12 protein-coding genes and 1 pseudogene are annotated in these 17,707 nt (G+C 74.5%); all 13 read left to right on the top strand.

Going from position 1 to position 17,707, the window contains the following annotated elements:
• Nucleotides 1-286: 286 nt before the first annotated feature.
• The 13 genes and pseudogenes from ACFTWP_RS12440 (at nucleotide 287) to ACFTWP_RS12380 (ending at nucleotide 17,389) form a co-directional block, all read left to right on the top strand.
• Nucleotides 287-1,471, top strand: a complete 1,185-nt coding sequence (locus ACFTWP_RS12440; RefSeq protein ID WP_380264441.1) for a cysteine desulfurase family protein — start codon at nucleotides 287-289, stop codon at nucleotides 1,469-1,471.
• Nucleotides 1,472-1,589: 118 nt separating this feature from the next.
• Nucleotides 1,590-2,744, top strand: a complete 1,155-nt coding sequence (mnmA, locus tag ACFTWP_RS12435; protein ID WP_380264440.1) for a tRNA 2-thiouridine(34) synthase MnmA — start codon at nucleotides 1,590-1,592, stop codon at nucleotides 2,742-2,744.
• Nucleotides 2,745-2,830: 86 nt separating this feature from the next.
• Complete coding sequence (locus ACFTWP_RS12430) at nucleotides 2,831-3,361, top strand: TIGR00730 family Rossman fold protein (RefSeq protein WP_380264439.1); 531 nt, start codon at nucleotides 2,831-2,833, stop codon at nucleotides 3,359-3,361.
• 44 nt (nucleotides 3,362-3,405) lie between these two features.
• On the top strand, nucleotides 3,406-4,095 hold the full coding sequence (locus ACFTWP_RS12425; protein ID WP_380264438.1) for an SDR family oxidoreductase: 690 nt from the start codon (nucleotides 3,406-3,408) through the stop codon (nucleotides 4,093-4,095).
• 180 nt (nucleotides 4,096-4,275) lie between these two features.
• Nucleotides 4,276-5,283: a methionine synthase gene (locus ACFTWP_RS12420; protein ID WP_380264583.1), complete on the top strand. Its 1,008-nt coding sequence runs from the start codon at nucleotides 4,276-4,278 to the stop codon at nucleotides 5,281-5,283.
• 27 nt (nucleotides 5,284-5,310) lie between these two features.
• Nucleotides 5,311-7,746, top strand: a complete 2,436-nt coding sequence (gene ligA / locus ACFTWP_RS12415) for an NAD-dependent DNA ligase LigA (protein ID WP_380264437.1) — start codon at nucleotides 5,311-5,313, stop codon at nucleotides 7,744-7,746.
• A gap of 333 nt (nucleotides 7,747-8,079) precedes the next feature.
• Nucleotides 8,080-9,834 (top strand): annotated as a pseudogene (locus ACFTWP_RS12410) (putative bifunctional diguanylate cyclase/phosphodiesterase); the annotation flags it as partial.
• Nucleotides 9,835-9,985: 151 nt separating this feature from the next.
• Complete coding sequence (gene gatC, locus ACFTWP_RS12405) at nucleotides 9,986-10,282, top strand: Asp-tRNA(Asn)/Glu-tRNA(Gln) amidotransferase subunit GatC (RefSeq protein ID WP_073926050.1); 297 nt, start codon at nucleotides 9,986-9,988, stop codon at nucleotides 10,280-10,282.
• 5 nt (nucleotides 10,283-10,287) lie between these two features.
• On the top strand, nucleotides 10,288-11,781 hold the full coding sequence (gene gatA / locus ACFTWP_RS12400; RefSeq protein ID WP_380264436.1) for an Asp-tRNA(Asn)/Glu-tRNA(Gln) amidotransferase subunit GatA: 1,494 nt from the start codon (nucleotides 10,288-10,290) through the stop codon (nucleotides 11,779-11,781).
• Nucleotides 11,778-12,017, top strand: a complete 240-nt coding sequence (locus tag ACFTWP_RS12395; RefSeq protein ID WP_079198072.1) for a hypothetical protein — start codon at nucleotides 11,778-11,780, stop codon at nucleotides 12,015-12,017. Before gatA ends, ACFTWP_RS12395 begins: the two co-directional genes overlap by 4 nt.
• 77 nt (nucleotides 12,018-12,094) lie before the next feature.
• Entirely contained in the window at nucleotides 12,095-13,606 is a 1,512-nt protein-coding gene (gene gatB / locus ACFTWP_RS12390; protein WP_380264435.1) for an Asp-tRNA(Asn)/Glu-tRNA(Gln) amidotransferase subunit GatB, read from the top strand.
• Nucleotides 13,607-13,860: 254 nt separating this feature from the next.
• Nucleotides 13,861-14,085, top strand: a complete 225-nt coding sequence (locus ACFTWP_RS12385; protein WP_380264434.1) for a hypothetical protein — start codon at nucleotides 13,861-13,863, stop codon at nucleotides 14,083-14,085.
• Between the two features lie 211 nt (nucleotides 14,086-14,296).
• Nucleotides 14,297-17,389 (top strand): AAA family ATPase, encoded by a 3,093-nt coding sequence (locus tag ACFTWP_RS12380; protein WP_380264433.1) that lies wholly within the window; start codon nucleotides 14,297-14,299, stop codon nucleotides 17,387-17,389.
• Nucleotides 17,390-17,707: the final 318 nt, after the last annotated feature.

The following is a 17,707-nucleotide window of genomic DNA, read 5'->3' as shown; positions in this document are numbered from 1 at the left end:
GGTCGTGCTGAGTCGTACTGATCCGTGCCGAGTTGGGCTGCGGCGGGGCCTTGGGCGGCGTTCCGTCCGGGCGTCCCTCTGGACGCCCCTCCGGGCCTCCGTCCGGGCGTCGGCCCGGGCCTCCGGACGGACTGCGGAAGGAAGTTGGGCCCGGCGTCCGGTCGACGGCGAGGTCCCGGTCCGGGCCGGTTCCGGTTCGGTCCGGTTTGTTGCGCCAGGCTAACGACGCGTTGCAGAGGGTGCAATGGCCGAATCGTGACCCGGCCGCCTCTACAATCGACGGGTTATGCCATACCTGGACCATGCGGCGACTACGCCGATGCTGCCCGAGGCGATCGCCGCGATGACGGCGCACCTCGGTGTCGTCGGCAACGCCTCCTCCCTGCACGCCGCGGGCCGGCGCGCCCGCCGAGTGGTCGAGGAGTCCCGCGAGTCACTGGCGGAGGCGCTCGGCGCCCGGCCGAGCGAGATCGTCCTCACCGGCGGCGGCACCGAGTCCGACAACCTCGCGGTCAAGGGCCTCTACTGGGCCCGCCGCGGCGCCGACCCGGCCCGCGTCCGGGTGTTGAGCAGCCCGGTCGAGCACCACGCGGTGCTGGACGCCGTCCACTGGCTCGCCGAGCACGAGGGCGCCCGGGTCGAGTACCTGCCGGTCGACGGCTACGGCCGGGTGCACCCCGAGGCGCTGCGCGAGGCCATCGAGGCGGACCCGGACTCGGTGGCGCTGGTCACCGTCATGTGGGCCAACAACGAGGTGGGCACCGTCCAGCCGGTCGCCGAACTCGCCGCCGTCGCACGGGAGTACGGCATCCCGATGCACGCCGACGCGGTGCAGGCGCTCGGTCAGGTGCCGGTGTCCTTCGCCGAGTCGGGCCTCACCGCGCTGACCGTCACCGGCCACAAGATCGGCGGTCCGTACGGGATCGGCGCGCTGCTGCTGTCCCGCGGCGCGACGCCGGTACCGCTGCTGCACGGCGGCGGCCAGGAGCGGGACGTACGCTCCGGCACCCTGGACGCGCCCGCCGCGGCGGGCTTCGCCGCCGCCGCCCGGGTCGCCGTCGGGCGCCGGGCCGAGCACGCCGCGACCGTGGCCGCGCTGCGCGACGACCTGGTGGCCGCCGTGCTCACCGCCGTCCCCGACGCGCTGCTCAACGGCGACCCGGCCGCCGCGGGCCGGCTGCCGGCCAACGCGCACTTCTCCTTCCCCGGCTGCGAGGGCGACGCCCTGCTGATGCTGCTGGACGCCCAGGGCATCGAGTGCTCGACCGGCTCGGCCTGCTCGGCCGGGGTGCCGCAGCCCAGCCACGTCCTGCTGGCGATGGGCGTGGACCCGCTGCTGGCCCGCGCCTCGCTGCGGTTCTCGCTCGGCCACACCTCGATCCGGGCGGACGTCGAGGCGCTGGCCGAGGCGATCGGGCCGGCCGTGCTGCGGGCCCGCAACGCCGGCCTCGCGGCGGCGGCCCGCCGGTAGCCCGGGGCCGTCCCCGCGGGCCGGGGCGGGGCCGGGAGTGCCGGGGCGGGCCGCCCGGCGCCGGTGCCGGTAATCCCCGTCGGGGTACCGGGAGGCACCCCGTACTCTTGGAGGCATCATGACTGACTTCCCGGGTGCCCCCACTGGTCCGAGCCCGATCGACGCCGCGGGCGGCCGTCGCCTGCGCGTGCTGGCGGCGATGTCCGGCGGCGTCGACTCAGCGGTCGCCGCCGCCCGCGCCGTCGAGGCCGGCCACGAGGTGACCGGCGTGCACCTCGCGCTCTCCGCCAATCCGCAGTCCTTCCGGACCGGCGCCCGCGGCTGCTGCACCATCGAGGACTCCCGCGACGCCCGGCGGGCCGCCGACGTGATCGGCATCCCGTTCTACGTCTGGGACCTCGCCGAGCGCTTCCGCGAGGACGTCATCGACGACTTCGTCGCCGAGTACGCGGCCGGCCGCACGCCCAACCCGTGCCTGCGCTGCAACGAGAAGATCAAGTTCGCGGCGCTGCTGGACAAGGCGATCGCGCTCGGCTTCGACGCCGTCTGCACCGGCCACTACGCCCGGATCGTCGACCTCCCCACCGGCGAGCGCGAGCTGCACCGCGCCGTCGACCCGGCCAAGGACCAGAGCTACGTGCTCGGCGTGCTCGACGCCGAGCAGCTCGCCCACTCGCTCTTCCCGCTCGGCGACACCACCAAGGACGCCATCCGCGAGGAGGCCGAGCGCCGCGGCCTGGCCGTCGCCAGGAAGCCCGACAGCCACGACATCTGCTTCATCGCGGACGGCGACACCCAGGGCTTCCTGGCCAGGCACCTGGGCACCGCCGCCGGCGACATCGTCGACGCGGACGGCACCAAGCTCGGCGAGCACGACGGCGCCTACGGCTTCACCATCGGCCAGCGCAAGGGCCTGCGGATCGGCCGGCCGGCCGCCGACGGCAAGCCGCGCTACGTGCTGGACATCTCGCCGGTGAACAACACCGTCACGGTCGGCCCGGTCGAGGGCCTGGACGTGCTGTCGCTCACCGCCATCCGCCCGCGCTGGTGCTCCGCCGAGGCCGCCGCCGACGGTCGCTACACCGCCCAGCTGCGCGCCCACGGCGAGGAGGTCCCGGTGACCGCGGCCGTCGTCGACGGCGAGCTGCGGGTCGAGCTGGACACCCCCGTCCGGGGCATCGCGCCCGGCCAGGCCGTGGTGCTCTACGACGGCACCCGGGTGGTCGGCTCGGCCACCATCGCGGCCACTGAGCGGCGGGCCGTCAGCGCCTGAGCCCGGCGCGGCCCCGGACCACCGGGACCGCCGTCCCGAGCCACCACGACCACGGCCTCGCGGCCGCCGCCGACCTGGGGAACCACGTGAACATCACCGTCTTCTGCTCCGCGTACTCGCTCGACGAGCGCTACACCGAGCCCGCCGCCGCCTTCGCCCGCCTGCTGGGCGAGCGGGGCCACACCCTGGTCTGGGGCGGCTCGCACGCCGGGCTGATGGGCCTGCTCGCCGACGGCGTCCAGGAGGCGGGCGGGCGGCTGGTCGGGATCTCCGTCGAGTTCCTCGCCCACAAGACCTACGAGGGCGCCGACGAGATCGTGATGACCCGCGACCTGGCCGAGCGCAAGGCCCGGCTGCTGGAGCGCGCGGACGCCGTGGTCGTCCTGGTCGGCGGCCTCGGCACGCTGGACGAGGTCACCGAGGTGCTGGAGCTCAAGAAGCACGCCCTGCACGACAAGCCGGTCGTGGTGCTCGACACCGACGGCTTCTACGAGGGCCTGCGGACCCAGCTGCGGCGGATGGACCAGGAGGGCTTCCTGCCCCGGCCGCTGGCCGAGCTGATCACCTTCACGGCGGACCCGGCCGAGGTGTTCACCCACCTCGAAGCCCGCGCCTGAGACCGACCGAGACCGATCGAGACCGACCTGAGAGGCTGTCGATCATGGCAAACCATCTGATCACCGGCGCGGGCTCGGGCATCGGCGCCGTCGTCGCCGAGCGGCTGACCGAACGCGGCGAGAACCTCTGGCTCTTCGCCCGCAACGCCCGCCGCGCCGCCGAACTGCGCGAGCGCTTCCCCGCCGCCCGCACCCTGGTCGCCGACCTCGCGGACCCGGCCAAGCTCTCCTGGACCCTCGGCCAGCAGGAGCTGCCGGTCGAGATCGACTCCCTGCTGCACATCGCGGGCACCGTCCAGCTCGGCGAGATCGGCGACCTGCCGGTCAAGGCCTGGCAGGAGCAGCTGAACGTCAACCTGGTGGCCCCGGCGGAGCTGACCCGCCTGGTGCTGCCCTCCGTCCGGCTGGTCCGCGGCCACGTCGTCTTCGTCAACTCCGGCGCCGGCCTCACCGCGCACGCCAACTGGGGTGGCTACGCGGCGAGCAAGTTCGGCCTGCGCGCGCTCGCCGACGCGCTGCGCGCCGAGGAGCACGCCAACGGGGTCCGGGTCACCTCGGTGTACCCCGGCCGCACCGCCACCAAGATGCAGGTCAAGGTGCACCAGCAGGAGGGCGCGGAGTACGACCCGGAGCGCTGGATCGACCCCGAGTCGGTGGCCAAGGCCATCCTGACCGCGCTCGACCTGCCGCGCGACGCCGAGATCACCGACATCACCGTCCGCCCGGGGCGCTAGGCCGTGGGCCCGGGGCCACCGGGGCCGCCCAGGCCGGTGGCCCCGGTGGCCGGCGGCCCCGGCCGGTCGTCCGGCCCGGCGCCCGGACGCCGTAGGCTCGGCGGCGTGACCACCGAAGACGCCCTCCCCGACCCGAAGGCCCTCCCCGAACTGCCCGGCGCCGCGACCGGCGTCGGCTCGATGCCCGGCACCGACGCGCGGGAGGCGGCCAAGACCGCCGTCGGCGCCCTGGAGCACCTGCCGTTCCTGCCGGAGCTGCCCGCGCGCGGGCCCGGCGCCGACATGATCGGCCGCGGCGCCGGCCTGCTGGTCGAACTGTTCGCCCAGACCGAGCCCAGCGGCTGGCGGTTCGCCGACCGGCCCGGGCGGGACACCCGGCGCGCCCGCTCCTGGCTCGGCGAGGACCTCGACGCCCTGGAGGAGTTCACCCAGGGGTACCGGGGCGCGCTCAAGGTGCAGGCCGTCGGCCCGTGGACGCTGGCCGCCTCGATCGAGCTGCGCAACGGCGAGAAGGCGCTGCGCGACCGCGGCGCCTGCCGGGGCATCGCCGACTCGCTCACCGAGGGCCTGCGCCGTCACCTGGAGGACGTCCGCCGCCGCGTCCCCGGCGCGCAGGTCGTGCTGCAGCTGGACGAGCCGTCGCTGCCCGCCGTCCTGGCCGGGGCGGTGAGGACCGCCAGCGGGTTCCAACGACTGCGTTCCGTCGACCGGCAGGTCGCCGAGGAACTGCTGCGCGACGTGATCTCCCGGCTGGACGCCCCGGTGCTGGTGCACTGCTGCGCCCCGCAGGTGCCGATCCCGTTGCTGCGCAGGGCCGGAGCGGCCGGAGTCTCCCTGGACTTCTCCCTCCTGACGGAGCGTGAGGACGACGTCCTCGGCGAGGCGGTCGAGGCCGGCACCCGGATCCTGGCCGGGGTGGTGCCCGCCACCGAACCGGTCGCCGCCCCGCCGGCACCCGGCGCCGGTCGGGGGGCCGCCGCTCAATCAGCCGCGGTGTCAGACCCTGCCGGTAGTGTCCAGGGTGTCAGGACGTTGTGGCGCAGGCTCGGGCTGGACCCGGAACTCCTGGGCCGCCGGGTGCTGGTGACACCGACCTGCGGGCTGGCGGGGGCGAGCCCCGCGTACGCGCGCACCGCGCTGTCACACAGTGTGAGGGCGGCGCGGAGTCTGGCGGACAACCCGGAGTGAGCCGGAAGAGACGGTAGGAGGCGGACGGTGGCGGCTGTCGAGGGCTGGGAGGAGATCCCGGCGGAGGTGCGCGGGCGGCACGCCGAACTGGCGGCCGAGATCGAGGACCACCGCACCCGGTACTACGAGCAGGACGCGCCGGTCGTCACCGACGCCGAGTTCGACGCGCTGATGCGCGAACTGGAGGCGGCCGAGGCCGAGCACCCGGCGCTGCGCACGCCCGATTCGCCCACCCAGAAGGTCGGCGGCGCGCCCACCGAGCTGTTCGCCGCGGTCGAGCACCGCGAGCGGCTGCTCAGCCTGGACAACGCGATGGACGACGAGGAGCTGTCCGCCTGGGCCGAGCGCGTCGCCCGCGAGCTCGACGGGATCGAGTACCACTACCTCTGCGAGCTCAAGGTGGACGGCCTGGCCGTCAACCTCACCTACGAGCGCGGCCGGCTGGTGCAGGCCGCCACCCGCGGCGACGGCCGGGTCGGGGAGGACATCACCGCCAACGTCCGCACCATCAAGGAGATCCCGCACCAGCTCAAGGGGGAGAACATCCCCGAGCTGGTGGAGATCCGCGGCGAGGTGTTCTTCCCCACCGAGGCCTTCGAGGCGCTCAACGCCTCCTTCGCGGCGGAGAACGAGCGCCGCGCGGAGGAGAACGAGCGTCGCGCCGCGGAGGGCAGGCGCCCGCACGCGATGATCCGGCTGTTCATGAACCCGCGCAACGCCGCCGCCGGTTCGCTGCGCCAGAAGGACCCGCTGGTCACCGCCTCCCGCCCGCTGCACATGGTGGTGCACGGCATCGGCGCCCGCTCCGGCTTCGACATCGACTGCCAGTCGCACGCCTACCGGCTGCTGCACGACTGGGGTCTGCCCACCGCCCGGCACAACCGGGTGGTCGGCACACTGGCGGAGGTCCGGGACTTCATCCGGCAGTTCGGCGAGCAGCGGCACTCCGTCGAGCACGAGATCGACGGCGTGGTCGTGAAGGTGGACGAGATCGCCCTGCAGGGCCGGCTCGGCGCCACCTCCAAGTCGCCGCGCTGGGCCATCGCCTGGAAGTACCCGCCGGAGGAGGTCACCGCCAAGCTGGCCTCGATCAAGGTCGGCATCGGCCGCACCGGCCGGGCCACCCCGTACGCGGTGCTCGCCGAGCCGGTGAAGGTGGCCGGGTCGATGGTGCAGTACGCGACGCTGCACAACCAGCAGGTGGTGAAGGCCAAGGGCGTGCTGCTCGGCGACACCGTGGTGCTGCGCAAGGCCGGCGACGTCATCCCGGAGATCCTCGGCCCGGTCGAGGACGTGCGCGACGGCACCGAGCGGGAGTTCGTGATGCCCTCGCACTGCCACGAGTGCGACGCCGAGCTGCGGCCGATGGCCGAGGGCGACATCGACCTGCGCTGCCCGAACGCCCGGTACTGCCCGGCGCAGATCCGGGAGCGGATCGCCTTCCTCGGCGGCCGCTCGTCGCTGGACATCGAGGGCCTGGGCTACGTGGCCGCCACCGCGCTGACCCAGCCGCTGGAGCCGGCCGAGGCCCCGGTCAGGGACGAGGGCGACATCTTCGGCCTCTCGCAGGAGCAGCTGCTCCCGATCAGGGTGCTGGTCCGCGACCAGAAGACCGGCATGCCCAAGCTGGACGACGCCACCGGCGAGGAGAAGGAGGTGTTCTTCTTCGCCACCACCGCGGGTGAGCCGAAGAAGACCACCGGAATGCTCCTGGAGAACCTCGACCGGGCGAAGGACCGGCCGCTCTGGCGCTTCCTCAACGGCCTGTCGATCCGCCACGTCGGCCCGGTCGCCGCCCAGGCGCTGGCCCGCGAGTTCCGCGACCTGGACGCGATCTTCGCCGCCGACGAGGAGCGGCTGGCCGCCACCGAGGGCGTCGGCCCGGGCACCGCCCGCGCGGTCGTCGAGTGGTACGAGGAGGAGTGGCACCGCGAGATCCTGGAGAAGTGGCGGGCCGCCGGCGTGGTCTTCACCGAGGCCGCCGCCGAGGACGAGGGCCCGCGCCCGCTGGAGGGCCTCACCCTGGTGGTCACCGGCACGCTGGCCGGCCACACCCGGGACGGCGCCAAGGAGGCGCTGACCTCGCGCGGCGCCAAGGTCACCGGCTCGGTGTCGAAGAAGACCGACTTCGTGGTGGCCGGCGACAATCCCGGCTCCAAGTACGACAAGGCCGTCCAGCTGGGCCTGCCGGTGCTGGACGACGCGGGCTTCGCCGTCCTGCTGGAGAGCGGTCCGCAGGCGGCCCGCGCCCACCTCGGCCTGCCCGAGCCCGAGGCGGTTGCCGAGCCCGCGGTGAAGCCGGCGGCCAAGCGGGCCTCCAAGGCCGCCGCGAAGAAGGCGGCCGCCGCCGAGGAGCAGGCCGCCGACCAGGGCGCCCACGTGGAGTCGGCCGCCGAGGAGCTGCCCGCCGCCGAGCCGGCGGAGGGCGCCGGGGAGGGCGAGGAGCGGCCCGCCGAGGGCTGACGGCCGCCCGGCCCGCCGCCCCTGAGGCAGCGTCAGCCCCGCTGTACAGCGGTGGCGGCGGGCATTCTGTCACTGTGCCTTTGCGCACATCCCGAGGACGCCCCCGGTTGACCGAAACTCTGCCCTTCCGGTGGGCACCGGCTTACCCTGGTGCCCAACAGAGTGTCAGCAGGGGTGGGGGCACCGGCTGAGCCGGTCTCCGCGGGGTCGCTCCATGCCCGGCAGCTGCCGGCACCGGCGAGGTGCCTCACCGTAAGGCGGCCTGAAACGGGGCGGGCCCGACGGAGGACAGGGCTTATGGATCGTACGACCGGCGGCGCGCCCACACGTCCGCCGCAGGGGGTGGCGGGTGCGGTCCTGCTGCTCGGCGTGCTGCTGGCCGGGGCCGCGCCGCTCATCCCGCTGGCCGTCCTGGTCTACCGCTACGAGCCCGAGCTGCTGCCGCTGTTCGCGGTGCCGCTGGCCGTCCTGGTCGCGGCCTGGCGGATCGCGAGGGACCGCGCGCGCGACCAGCTCACCGACCCGCTGACCGACCTGCCCAACCGACAGGCCCTGCTGCTGGCGGCCCAGGAGGCGATCGCCGACCACGGCGACGACTACAGCGTCGGGCTGATCCTGCTGGACCTCGACCGGTTCCGCTCGCTCAACGACACCCTCGGGCACACGGCCGGCGACCGGCTGCTCGTGCACATCGCCCGCCGGCTGCACCGGGCACTGCGCCCCGGCGCGGCGAGCGGCCACGGCGGTGAGTCCGTCGACGACGTGTTCGCCGCCCTGTCGCCGCCCGAGCGCGGCGGCGGCCGGCCGGTGGTGGCCCGGATGGGCGGTGACGAGTTCGCCGTCCTGATGCCCGGCATCGGCTGCCCGGACACCCTGGAGCGGGTGGCCAAGACGCTGATCGCCGAGCTGGCCGCGCCGATCCGGCTGGACGGCCTGCTGCTCGTGCTGGAGGCCAGCGCCGGCGTCTGCGTCTACCCGGAGCACGCCCAGGACGCCGAGTCGCTGCTGCGCCGGGCGGACGTGGCGATGGGCCACGCGCAGCGCGGCCGCAGCGGAGTGGAGTGCTACGACGAGACCCAGGACGCCGACACGCCGTACCGGATCGGACTGCTGGGTGATCTGCGCCGCGCCCTGGAGACCCGCGAGGTGCAGCTGCACTACCAGCCGAAGGTGGCGTTCGACGGCCGGGTGGTCGGCCTGGAGGCACTGCTGCGCTGGGAGCGGCCGGGCCAGGGCCGGGTCTCCCCGGACGAGTTCGTCGGGCTGGCCGAGTCCAGCGGGCTGATGCCCCGGCTCACCGACTACGTCCTGGAGGCGGCGGTCGGCCAGCTGGCGCTCTGGCGCGGGCAGGGCCTTCAGGTGCAGGTGGCCGTCAACGTCTCACCGCGCGACGTGCTCAACCCCGGCTTCGCCCAGCGGGTCGCCGGGCACCTGGTGCGGCACGCCGTCCCGGCCCACGCCCTGCAGCTGGAGATCACCGAACGGCTGCTGCTGGACGACTCCCGGCTGGCCGCGGCGACCCTCGCCGAGCTGCGCGAGTACGGGGTCGGGATGTCCCTGGACGACTTCGGCACCGGGTACTCCTCGCTGGTCAGGCTGCGCAGCCTGCCGGTGGGCGAGCTGAAGATAGACCGTTCCTTCGTGTCCCGGATGGTCGCCGACGACCACGACGCGGCGGTGGTGCGGTGCTCCGTGGAGCTGGCCCACTCGCTCGGGCTGACCGTGGTGGCCGAGGGCGTCGAGGACGACGAGACCTGGGAGCGGCTGCACTCGATGGGGGTGGACGCCGTCCAGGGCTGGCTGGTGTCCGCGGCGCTGCCGGCCGACCAGGCGACCGCCTGGCTGCTCGTCCACCGCACCGGCGCGCCGCCGGTCGAGCGGATGGCCCCGCAGGTGGCGCTGCCCGCGCCGGTGCCCGCCGTGCTGCCCCCGCAGCTCGCCCCAGGCCTGTCCGCCGCGGTGCCGGCGGCGCTGTCGCCGTCCCTGCCGCCGGCCTGCTGGCCGCCGGCCGGGCAGCCCGTCCAGGCGGCGCCGGCGGAGATCGCGGCGGCCGTCCCGCCGCCGGCGAAACGGGCGCGCCCGTATTGACGTGGCCGGTGCCCGGGCGGCGCCCCATAGGATGGGGCGCACAGACCACCAGGACGGGTAGGTCGGGCGGCGGTGCCGCCGGGCCCCGTCCGGCCGGAGGCCGTCTCGACACGGCACCCGGTCCACCAGAACTCACCTTGAGGATCGCTGCATGCCTGGCATCACGCGCGAGGAGGTCGCCCACCTCGCCCGGCTGTCGCGTCTTGAGTTGCAGGCCGAAGAGCTGGACCACTTCGCCGAGCAGCTCGACGTGATCATCGGCGCGGTCGCCCGCGTTTCCGAGGTCGCCGGACAGGACGTCCCGCCGACCTCCCACCCGCTGCCGCTGACCAACGTCATGCGCGCGGACGAGGTACGGCCGTCGCTCACCCCCGACGAGGCCCTGGCCGGCGCCCCGGCCGCCGAGGAGCAGCGTTTCCGCGTGCCGCAGATCCTGGGGGAGGACTAACACCCATGACCGACCTCATCCGCAGCACCGCCGCCGAGACGGCCGCCGCCATCGCCAAGGGCGACGTCAGCGCCGTCGAGGTGGCCCAGGCGCACCTGGACCGCATCGAGGCCGTCGACAAGAAGGTCAATGCCTTCCTGCACGTGGACACCGAGGGCGCGCTGAGCGCCGCCCGCGCGGTCGACGAGAAGCGCGCCAGGGGCGAGGAGCTCGGCCCGCTGGCCGGCGTCCCGCTCGCGCTCAAGGACGTCTTCACCACCAAGGGCGTCCCGACCACGGCCGGCTCCAAGATCCTCGAAGGCTGGGTGCCGCCGTACGACGCGACGCTGACCGGCCGTCTGAAGGACGCCGGCATCGTCATCCTCGGCAAGACCAACATGGACGAGTTCGCCATGGGGTCCTCCACCGAGAACAGCGCCTTCGGCCCGACCGGCAACCCGTGGGACCTCTCGCGGATCCCCGGCGGCTCCGGCGGCGGCTCCGCCGCGGCGCTGGCCGCCTTCGAGGCGCCGCTCGCGATCGGCACCGACACCGGCGGCTCGATCCGCCAGCCCGGCGCCGTCACCGGCACGGTCGGCGTCAAGCCGACCTACGGCTCGGTCTCGCGCTACGGCCTGATCGCCTTCTCCTCCTCGCTGGACCAGGGCGGCCCGTGCGCCCGCACGGTGCTCGACACCGCGCTGCTGCACGAGGCCATCGCCGGGTACGACCCGCTGGACTCCACCTCGATCAACGCGCCCGTCCCGGCCGTGGTCGAGGCCGCCAAGCGGCGCGACGTGCGCGGCATGCGGATCGGCGTGGTCAAGGAGTTCGCCGGCGAGGGCTACCAGGCCGGCGTCATGCAGCGCTTCAACGAGTCGGTGGAGCTGCTGCGCGAGCTGGGCGCGGAGGTCGTCGAGGTCTCCTGCCCGTCCTTCACCCTGGCGATGCCCGCCTACTACCTGATCGCGCCCAGCGAGGCCTCCTCCAACCTGGCCCGCTTCGACGCGATGCGCTACGGCCTGCGGGTCGGCGACGACGGCACCCGCTCCGCCGAGGACGTCACCGCGCTCACCCGCGAGGCCGGCTTCGGCCCCGAGGTCAAGCGCCGCATCATCCTCGGCACCTACGCCCTCTCCTCGGGCTACTACGACGCGTACTACGGCTCGGCCCAGAAGGTCCGCACGCTGATCTCGCGCGACTTCGACGCAGCCTTCGCCGGCGTGGACGTGCTGGTCTCCCCGACCACGCCGACCACGGCCTTCCCGATCGGCGAGCGCGCGGACGACCCGCTGGCGATGTACCTCGCCGACCTCTGCACGATTCCGTCGAACCTCGCGGGCAACGCGGCCATGTCGCTGCCCTGCGGGCTCGCCCCGGAGGACAATCTCCCGGTCGGCCTGCAGATCATCGCACCCGCGATGGCGGACGACCGCCTGTACCGCGTGGGCGGCGCCGTCGAGGCCGCGCTCAACGACAAGTGGGGGCACACCCTGCTGGAGGAGGCACCGGCACTGTGAGCAGCATCGCGAAGGCCAAGGGTTTCAAGCACTCGAAGCCCGGTCTCTGGCTCTCCCTCGGGACGACCGCGTTCGGTGCGATCTCGATCGCGAAGGACGTCCGGAAGGCCCAGGACGAGCACGACAACCTGAAGCTGATCAACGCCGTGGTCGGCGCGCTGGCCCTGGTGACCGGCGCCGCGCTGCTGATCCGTGAGCTCAAGCAGCTCGGCGACGACGACGTACTGCTGGGCTGAGAGCCCGCCCGGGCCCGGCCCCCGACACCCGGGGGCCGGGCCCGTACCTCCGAAGACTTTTTAGTGAAGGGGACGCTGTGAGCGTCAGTAACCTGGTCTCCTACGAGGACGCTCTCGCGTCGTACGACCCGGTCATGGGCCTTGAGGTCCACGTCGAGCTCGGCACCAAGACCAAGATGTTCTGCGGCTGCTCGACCGAGCTCGGCGCCGAGCCGAACAGCCAGGTCTGCCCGACCTGCCTGGGCCTGCCCGGCTCGCTGCCGGTGGTCAACGCGATCGGCGTGGAGTCGGCCGTCAAGATCGGCCTGGCGCTGAACTGCGAGATCGCCGAGTGGTGCCGGTTCGCCCGGAAGAACTACTTCTACCCGGACATGCCGAAGAACTTCCAGACCTCGCAGTACGACGAGCCGATCGCCTTCAACGGCTACCTCGACGTGCAGCTGGAGGACGGCGAGATCTTCCGGGTGGAGATCGAGCGCGCCCACATGGAGGAGGACACCGGCAAGTCCTCGCACATCGGCGGCGCGACCGGCCGCATCCACGGCGCCTCGCACTCGCTGCTCGACTACAACCGGGCCGGCATCCCGCTGATCGAGATCGTCACCAAGCCGATCGAGGGCGCCGGCGTCCGCGCCCCCGAGGTCGCCAAGGCGTACGTCGCCGAGCTGCGCGAGCTGATCAAGGCGCTCGGCGTCTCCGAGGCCCGGATGGACAAGGGCCAGATGCGCTGCGACGTCAACCTGTCGCTGCGCCCCAACGGCACCGAGAAGTTCGGCACCCGCTCGGAGACCAAGAACGTCAACTCGCTGCGCAGCGTCGAGCGGGCCGCCCGGTTCGAGATCATGCGGCACGCCACCGTCCTGACCGACGGCGGCACGATCGTGCAGGAGACCCGGCACTTCCACGAGGAGGACGGCTCCACCACGGCCGGCCGGATCAAGGACAACGCCGAGGACTACCGCTACTTCCCCGAGCCGGACCTCGTCCCGATCGCCCCGGCCCGGGCGTGGGTCGAGGAGCTGCGCGCCGCGCTGCCCGAGCTCCCGCGGGTGCGCCGGGCCCGGCTGCAGGGCGAGTGGGGCCTCTCGGACAAGGACATGCAGTCGGTGCTGAACGCCGGCGCCGTCCAGCCGATCCTGGAGACCATCGCGGCCGGCGCCCCCGCCGACCAGGCCCGCAAGTGGTGGATGGGCGAGCTGGCGCGCCGCGCCAACGAGACCGGCACCGACCTGGCCGAGCAGCCGATCACCCCGGCGCAGGTCGCCCGGGTCACCGCGCTGGTCGCCGAGGGCAAGCTGAACGACAAGCTGGCCCGCCAGGTCATCGAGGCCGTGCTGGCCGGCGAGGGCGAGCCGGACGAGGTCGTGGCGGCCCGCGGTCTCGCGGTCGTCTCGGACGACTCCGCGCTGGGCGCGGCCGTCGACCAGGCCATCGCGGACAACGCCGCCATCGCCGACAAGATCCGCGACGGCAAGGTCGCCGCGGTCGGCGCCCTGGTCGGCGCGGTCATGAAGGCCACCCGCGGCCAGGCCGACGCCGCCCGCGTGAAGGACCTGATCCTGGCGAAGCTGGGCGTCGAGGGCCAGTAGTCGACGGCCGGGTCCGACCGGTCGGTCTAAGGCCCCCTTAGGCCGGACTAGGCCCGACTGGGCCCGACCCGGGCATCCGGAGCCCGTACGCACCCCCGTTCCACGGGTGCGTACGGGCTTTCGGCGTCCCCGGGCACCCCGGGCTAAGGCCCGCCGGGCCCGGAAGATGAGGCAGGCTGCCGATGTGGCGTACCCCGCTGGGAGAGGAGGCTTTACCCAGGACGACGAAGCGAGCGGGTCGAGGGGAACACATCATGATCGAGTACGAGCTCATCCAGCAGCGGCTGCGGGAACTCCAGGCGCGGGCCGAGCGCGAGCGGCAGGTCCGCGAGGCCGCCGAGGCCAACGCCGACCGCCGGGCCCGGAGGGTAGGGCCGCAGGGACTGCGCGGCCGGCTCGCCGCCGCGGCCCGTCGCGGCGCCACCGCCGGGCCGGGCCCGGCCCGGCTGGCCCGCACCGCGCCCGCCGAAGGATGCTGACGGACCGGCACCCACCGCGTGCCACCGCGCAGAACGAGGGGGAGGACGCCACGGCGCCTCCCCCTCGGGCCGTTCCGCGACCCGTACGGCGACGCGGACGGCGGTGCGGTCGGCGGTTCGGCGGGTGACGCGGTCGGCGGTGCGCGGACCTGCCGTGGAAGGCGCGATAACTGCTCGGCCGACACCGGGGCCCTGTGGCATGCTCGGGCCCATGCAGCAGATATCGGTGAGTCCCGTCTTCGTCGGCCGCGACCCCGAGATCACCACGCTGACGGCGGCGCTGCGCAGGGCGGGGGAGGGCCACCCGCAGGCCGTGCTGATCGGCGGCGAGGCCGGCGTCGGCAAGACCCGACTGCTGGAGGAGTTCCTCGACCAGGCCTGCGACGGCGGCCCCGGCCGACCCGGCACCGTGGTCACCACCCTCGGCAGCTGCCCCGAGATCGGCGCCGAGGGCCTGCCGTACGCGCCGCTCGCCACCGCGCTGCGCCGGCTGCACCGGTCGCTGGGCGGCGAGTTGGAGGCCGCCGCGGCCGGGATGGAGGGCCACCTCGCCCGGCTGTTCCCCGAGATCGGCGAGCCCGACGGCGAACCCAACGACGAGCACGGCCGCGCGCACCTCTTCGAGCACACCGCCCGCCTCTTCGAGCGGCTCGGCGCCGAACGCACCCTGGTGCTCGCCGTCGAGGACCTGCACTGGTCCGACCGCTCGACCCGCGAACTGCTCGCCTACCTGCTGCGCACCCTGCACCGCGCCCGGGTCCTGATCGTCGCCACCTACCGCACCGACGACCTGCACCGCCGCCACCCGCTGCGGCCCTTCCTGGCCGAGCTGGAGCGGCTGCGTACCATCCAGCGGCTGGAACTGGAACGCTTCGGTCGCGGCGAGGTGGCCGAGCAGCTGGCCGGCATCCTCGGCACCACCGCTCCCGACCGCGAGCTGGTCGACCGCATCCACCGCCGCTCCGAGGGCAACCCGTTCTTCGTCGAGGAGCTCGCCACCTCCTTCCAGAGCGGCTGTTCGGCCGGCCTCACCGACTCCCTGCGCGACATCCTGCTGGTCCGCGTCGAGGCGCTGCCGGAGGACGCCCAGCGGGTGGTCCGGATCGCCGCCGAGGGCGGCTCCTACGTCGAGCACGCGCTGCTCGCGGCGGTGCTGGACGACGGCGAGGAGGAGCTCATCGAGGCCCTGCGGACGGCCGTCGGCGCCAACATCCTGCGCCCGGACACCGACGGCGACGGCTACCGGTTCCGGCACGCCCTCGTCCGGGAGGCCGTCTCCGACGACCTGCTGCCCGGCGAGCGCCACCGGATCAACCGCCGGTACGCGACCGCCCTGGAGGCGCAGCCCGAGCTGGTCGGCCGCGAGGTCCGCCCGGCCCGGCTGGCCAACTACTGGTACCACGCGCACGACAGCGCCCGGGCCCTGCCGAGCGCCCTGGACGCCGCCCGCGCGGCCCGCCGCCGCAATGCCTTCGCCGAGCAACTGCGCATGCTGGAAAGGGCCCTGGAGCTCTGGGAACAGGTCTCCGCCGAAGTCCTGCAGAACACCCTGCGCCCCTACGACTGGGCCGAGACCTACCCGCCGTGCACCTGCGACCCGGGCACCCACGACGCCTCCTGCGACCAGCTCCAACTGGTCGACGTCCTGGCCGAGGCGGTGGTCGCGGCCCGCCGCAGCGGCGACCGCGACCGCGGCCTGAGCCTCGCCAAGCGGGCGCTCAAGCTGGTGGACGAGGACGCCAACCCGGCCCGCGCCGCCTGGTTCCGGATGTACCGCTCCCGGATGCTCGGCCACCTGAACCGCCCCGGCGAGGAGGAGGAGATCGCGTACGCGCGGCGGCTGGTCGAGGGCCTGCGACCGTCGGCGGTACAGGCCGAGGTGCTGGCCAGGGACGCGGCGGCCGGCATGCTCAAGAACCCCACCCAGGAGCACATCGCGCTGGCCGAGCGGGCGGTGGAGATCGCCCGCCGGGTCGGCGCCTCCGAGGTCGAGCAGCACGCGCTGATGACCCTCGGCACCATGCGCAGCGAGCTCGGGGAGGACCCGGAGGCGGCCGTCGCGCTGCTCACCGAGGCGGTGGCCGCGACCAGGACCGCGGGCGCCGCCCCCGACCTGCTGCTGCGCGGGCTCAACAACCTGGCCAGCCTGCTGCACTCGCAGGGCCGCTCGCGGGAGGCCGCCGAGTACGCGCGCGAGGGGCTGGAGGCGGCCGGCGGCACCGGGCTGCTGCGCAACACCGGCGCCCTGCTGACCGGGAACCTCGCCGAGGCCCTGATCGCCGTCGGCCGCACGCAGGAGGCGGCCGAGCTGCTGGAGGCCTCGGAGGCCGCGCGCCCCAGCGGCACCCAGGCCGAGTTCCTCGACCGGGTGCGCGCCGACCTCGCCCTGCTGCGCGACGACGTCCGGGGCGCCGCCGGGCTGCTCGCCCAGGCCCGCGCCTCGCACCGGGTCGGCCAGCTCCAGCACACCGTGCCGATCGCCGCCCTGGCCGTCCAGGTGGCCACCCGCAGCGGGCGGCCACTGGTCGCCAGGGCCGAGCTGCTCTCGGTGCTGGACGGCGAACTCCCGGCCGGGGGAGAGGCGATGATGCTCCCGCTGCTGGCCCTGGCGGCCGCGGCGGAGGCCGACTCGCGCGGACTTCCGGCGGCGGACCAGGAGCGCCCGGCGGTGCTGGCCAGGATCGCCGAAGCCGCCGCCCGGCTGTCGCCGAAGGTGCCGCTGCACCTCGGCTGGGCCCGGCTGCTGGAGGCCGAGCTGGCCCGCGCCGCGGGCGCCGACACGCCCGGGCACTGGGCGGCCGCGCTCGGGCCGCTGCGGCTGACCGGCCTGCCCCACCCGCTGGGGCTGGCGCTGCTGCGGGCGGCCGGCGCAGAGGCCGCCGCCGGCCGGCGGGACGCGGCCGCCGCACTGCTCCGGGAGGCCGCGGAGCCGGCCCGCCGGCGCGGCGACCTCCACCTGCTCGGCGAGATCGGGCGCCTCGCGGCCCTGGCCGGCATCGACCGGGCCGGGATCACCGCGGGCGCGGGGCCCGCCGAGGGCGGCCCGGCCGCGCCCGCCGCCGCGGCGCCGGCCGGCACCCAGGCGTTCGGCCTCACCCCCCGTGAGCGGGACGTGCTCCGACTGCTGGCGCTCGGCCGTACCAACCGGCAGATCGCCGAGGAGCTGTTCATCTCGCCGAAGACGGCCAGCGTGCACGTCTCCAACATCCTGGCGAAGCTGGCGGTGGCCGGCCGTGGTGAGGCCGCCGCGATGGCCCACCGGCTGCGGCTGTTCCCGGACGAGCTCACCCAGGCGGCGGGCTGACGCCCGCTCCGGAGCGCAGGCCCCGGCGCTCCGTGCTCCCGTGCGCGCCGCGTGAGCCCCTGCGCGGGCGCCGCCGCCGAATGGGGTGGATCCGCCCGAAGTGGGCCCGTTTCACCACCTCCTGACCATTATTCTAAGTTGAATGTGCGTGTCATTGAGTGACGGAAGTGGTGTAGTGTCCCGGGTGGGAACATCGGTGCGGCGCGGCGGTCCCAGGGCCGCCGGCACCCTGGGCCACCGCCCTGACGGGGTGCCGGGTCGCTCTGCGCGGCGGGTGGCCCGTGGCCACACCGGTCGGCGGCGCGGCCCACGCCCGGG

The sequence above is a fragment of the Kitasatospora sp. NPDC057015 genome (genome assembly GCF_042673745.1).
Lineage (GTDB): Bacteria > Actinomycetota > Actinomycetes > Streptomycetales > Streptomycetaceae > Kitasatospora.
This window is presented reverse-complemented; position numbering and strand designations above follow the sequence as displayed.

Excerpts from the sequence above, each read along its gene's own strand:
- ACFTWP_RS12440 (WP_380264441.1), top strand. The coding sequence starts at position 287 with ATGCCATACCTGGACCATGCGGCGACTACGCCGATGCTGCCCGAGGCG.
- mnmA (WP_380264440.1), top strand. The coding sequence starts at position 1,590 with ATGACTGACTTCCCGGGTGCCCCCACTGGTCCGAGCCCGATCGACGCC.
- ACFTWP_RS12425 (WP_380264438.1), top strand. The coding sequence starts at position 3,406 with ATGGCAAACCATCTGATCACCGGCGCGGGCTCGGGCATCGGCGCCGTC.
- ACFTWP_RS12420 (WP_380264583.1), top strand. The coding sequence starts at position 4,276 with ATGCCCGGCACCGACGCGCGGGAGGCGGCCAAGACCGCCGTCGGCGCC.
- gatC (WP_073926050.1), top strand. The coding sequence starts at position 9,986 with ATGCCTGGCATCACGCGCGAGGAGGTCGCCCACCTCGCCCGGCTGTCG.
- gatA (WP_380264436.1), top strand. The coding sequence starts at position 10,288 with ATGACCGACCTCATCCGCAGCACCGCCGCCGAGACGGCCGCCGCCATC.
- ACFTWP_RS12385 (WP_380264434.1), top strand. The coding sequence starts at position 13,861 with ATGATCGAGTACGAGCTCATCCAGCAGCGGCTGCGGGAACTCCAGGCG.
- ACFTWP_RS12380 (WP_380264433.1), top strand. The coding sequence starts at position 14,297 with ATGCAGCAGATATCGGTGAGTCCCGTCTTCGTCGGCCGCGACCCCGAG.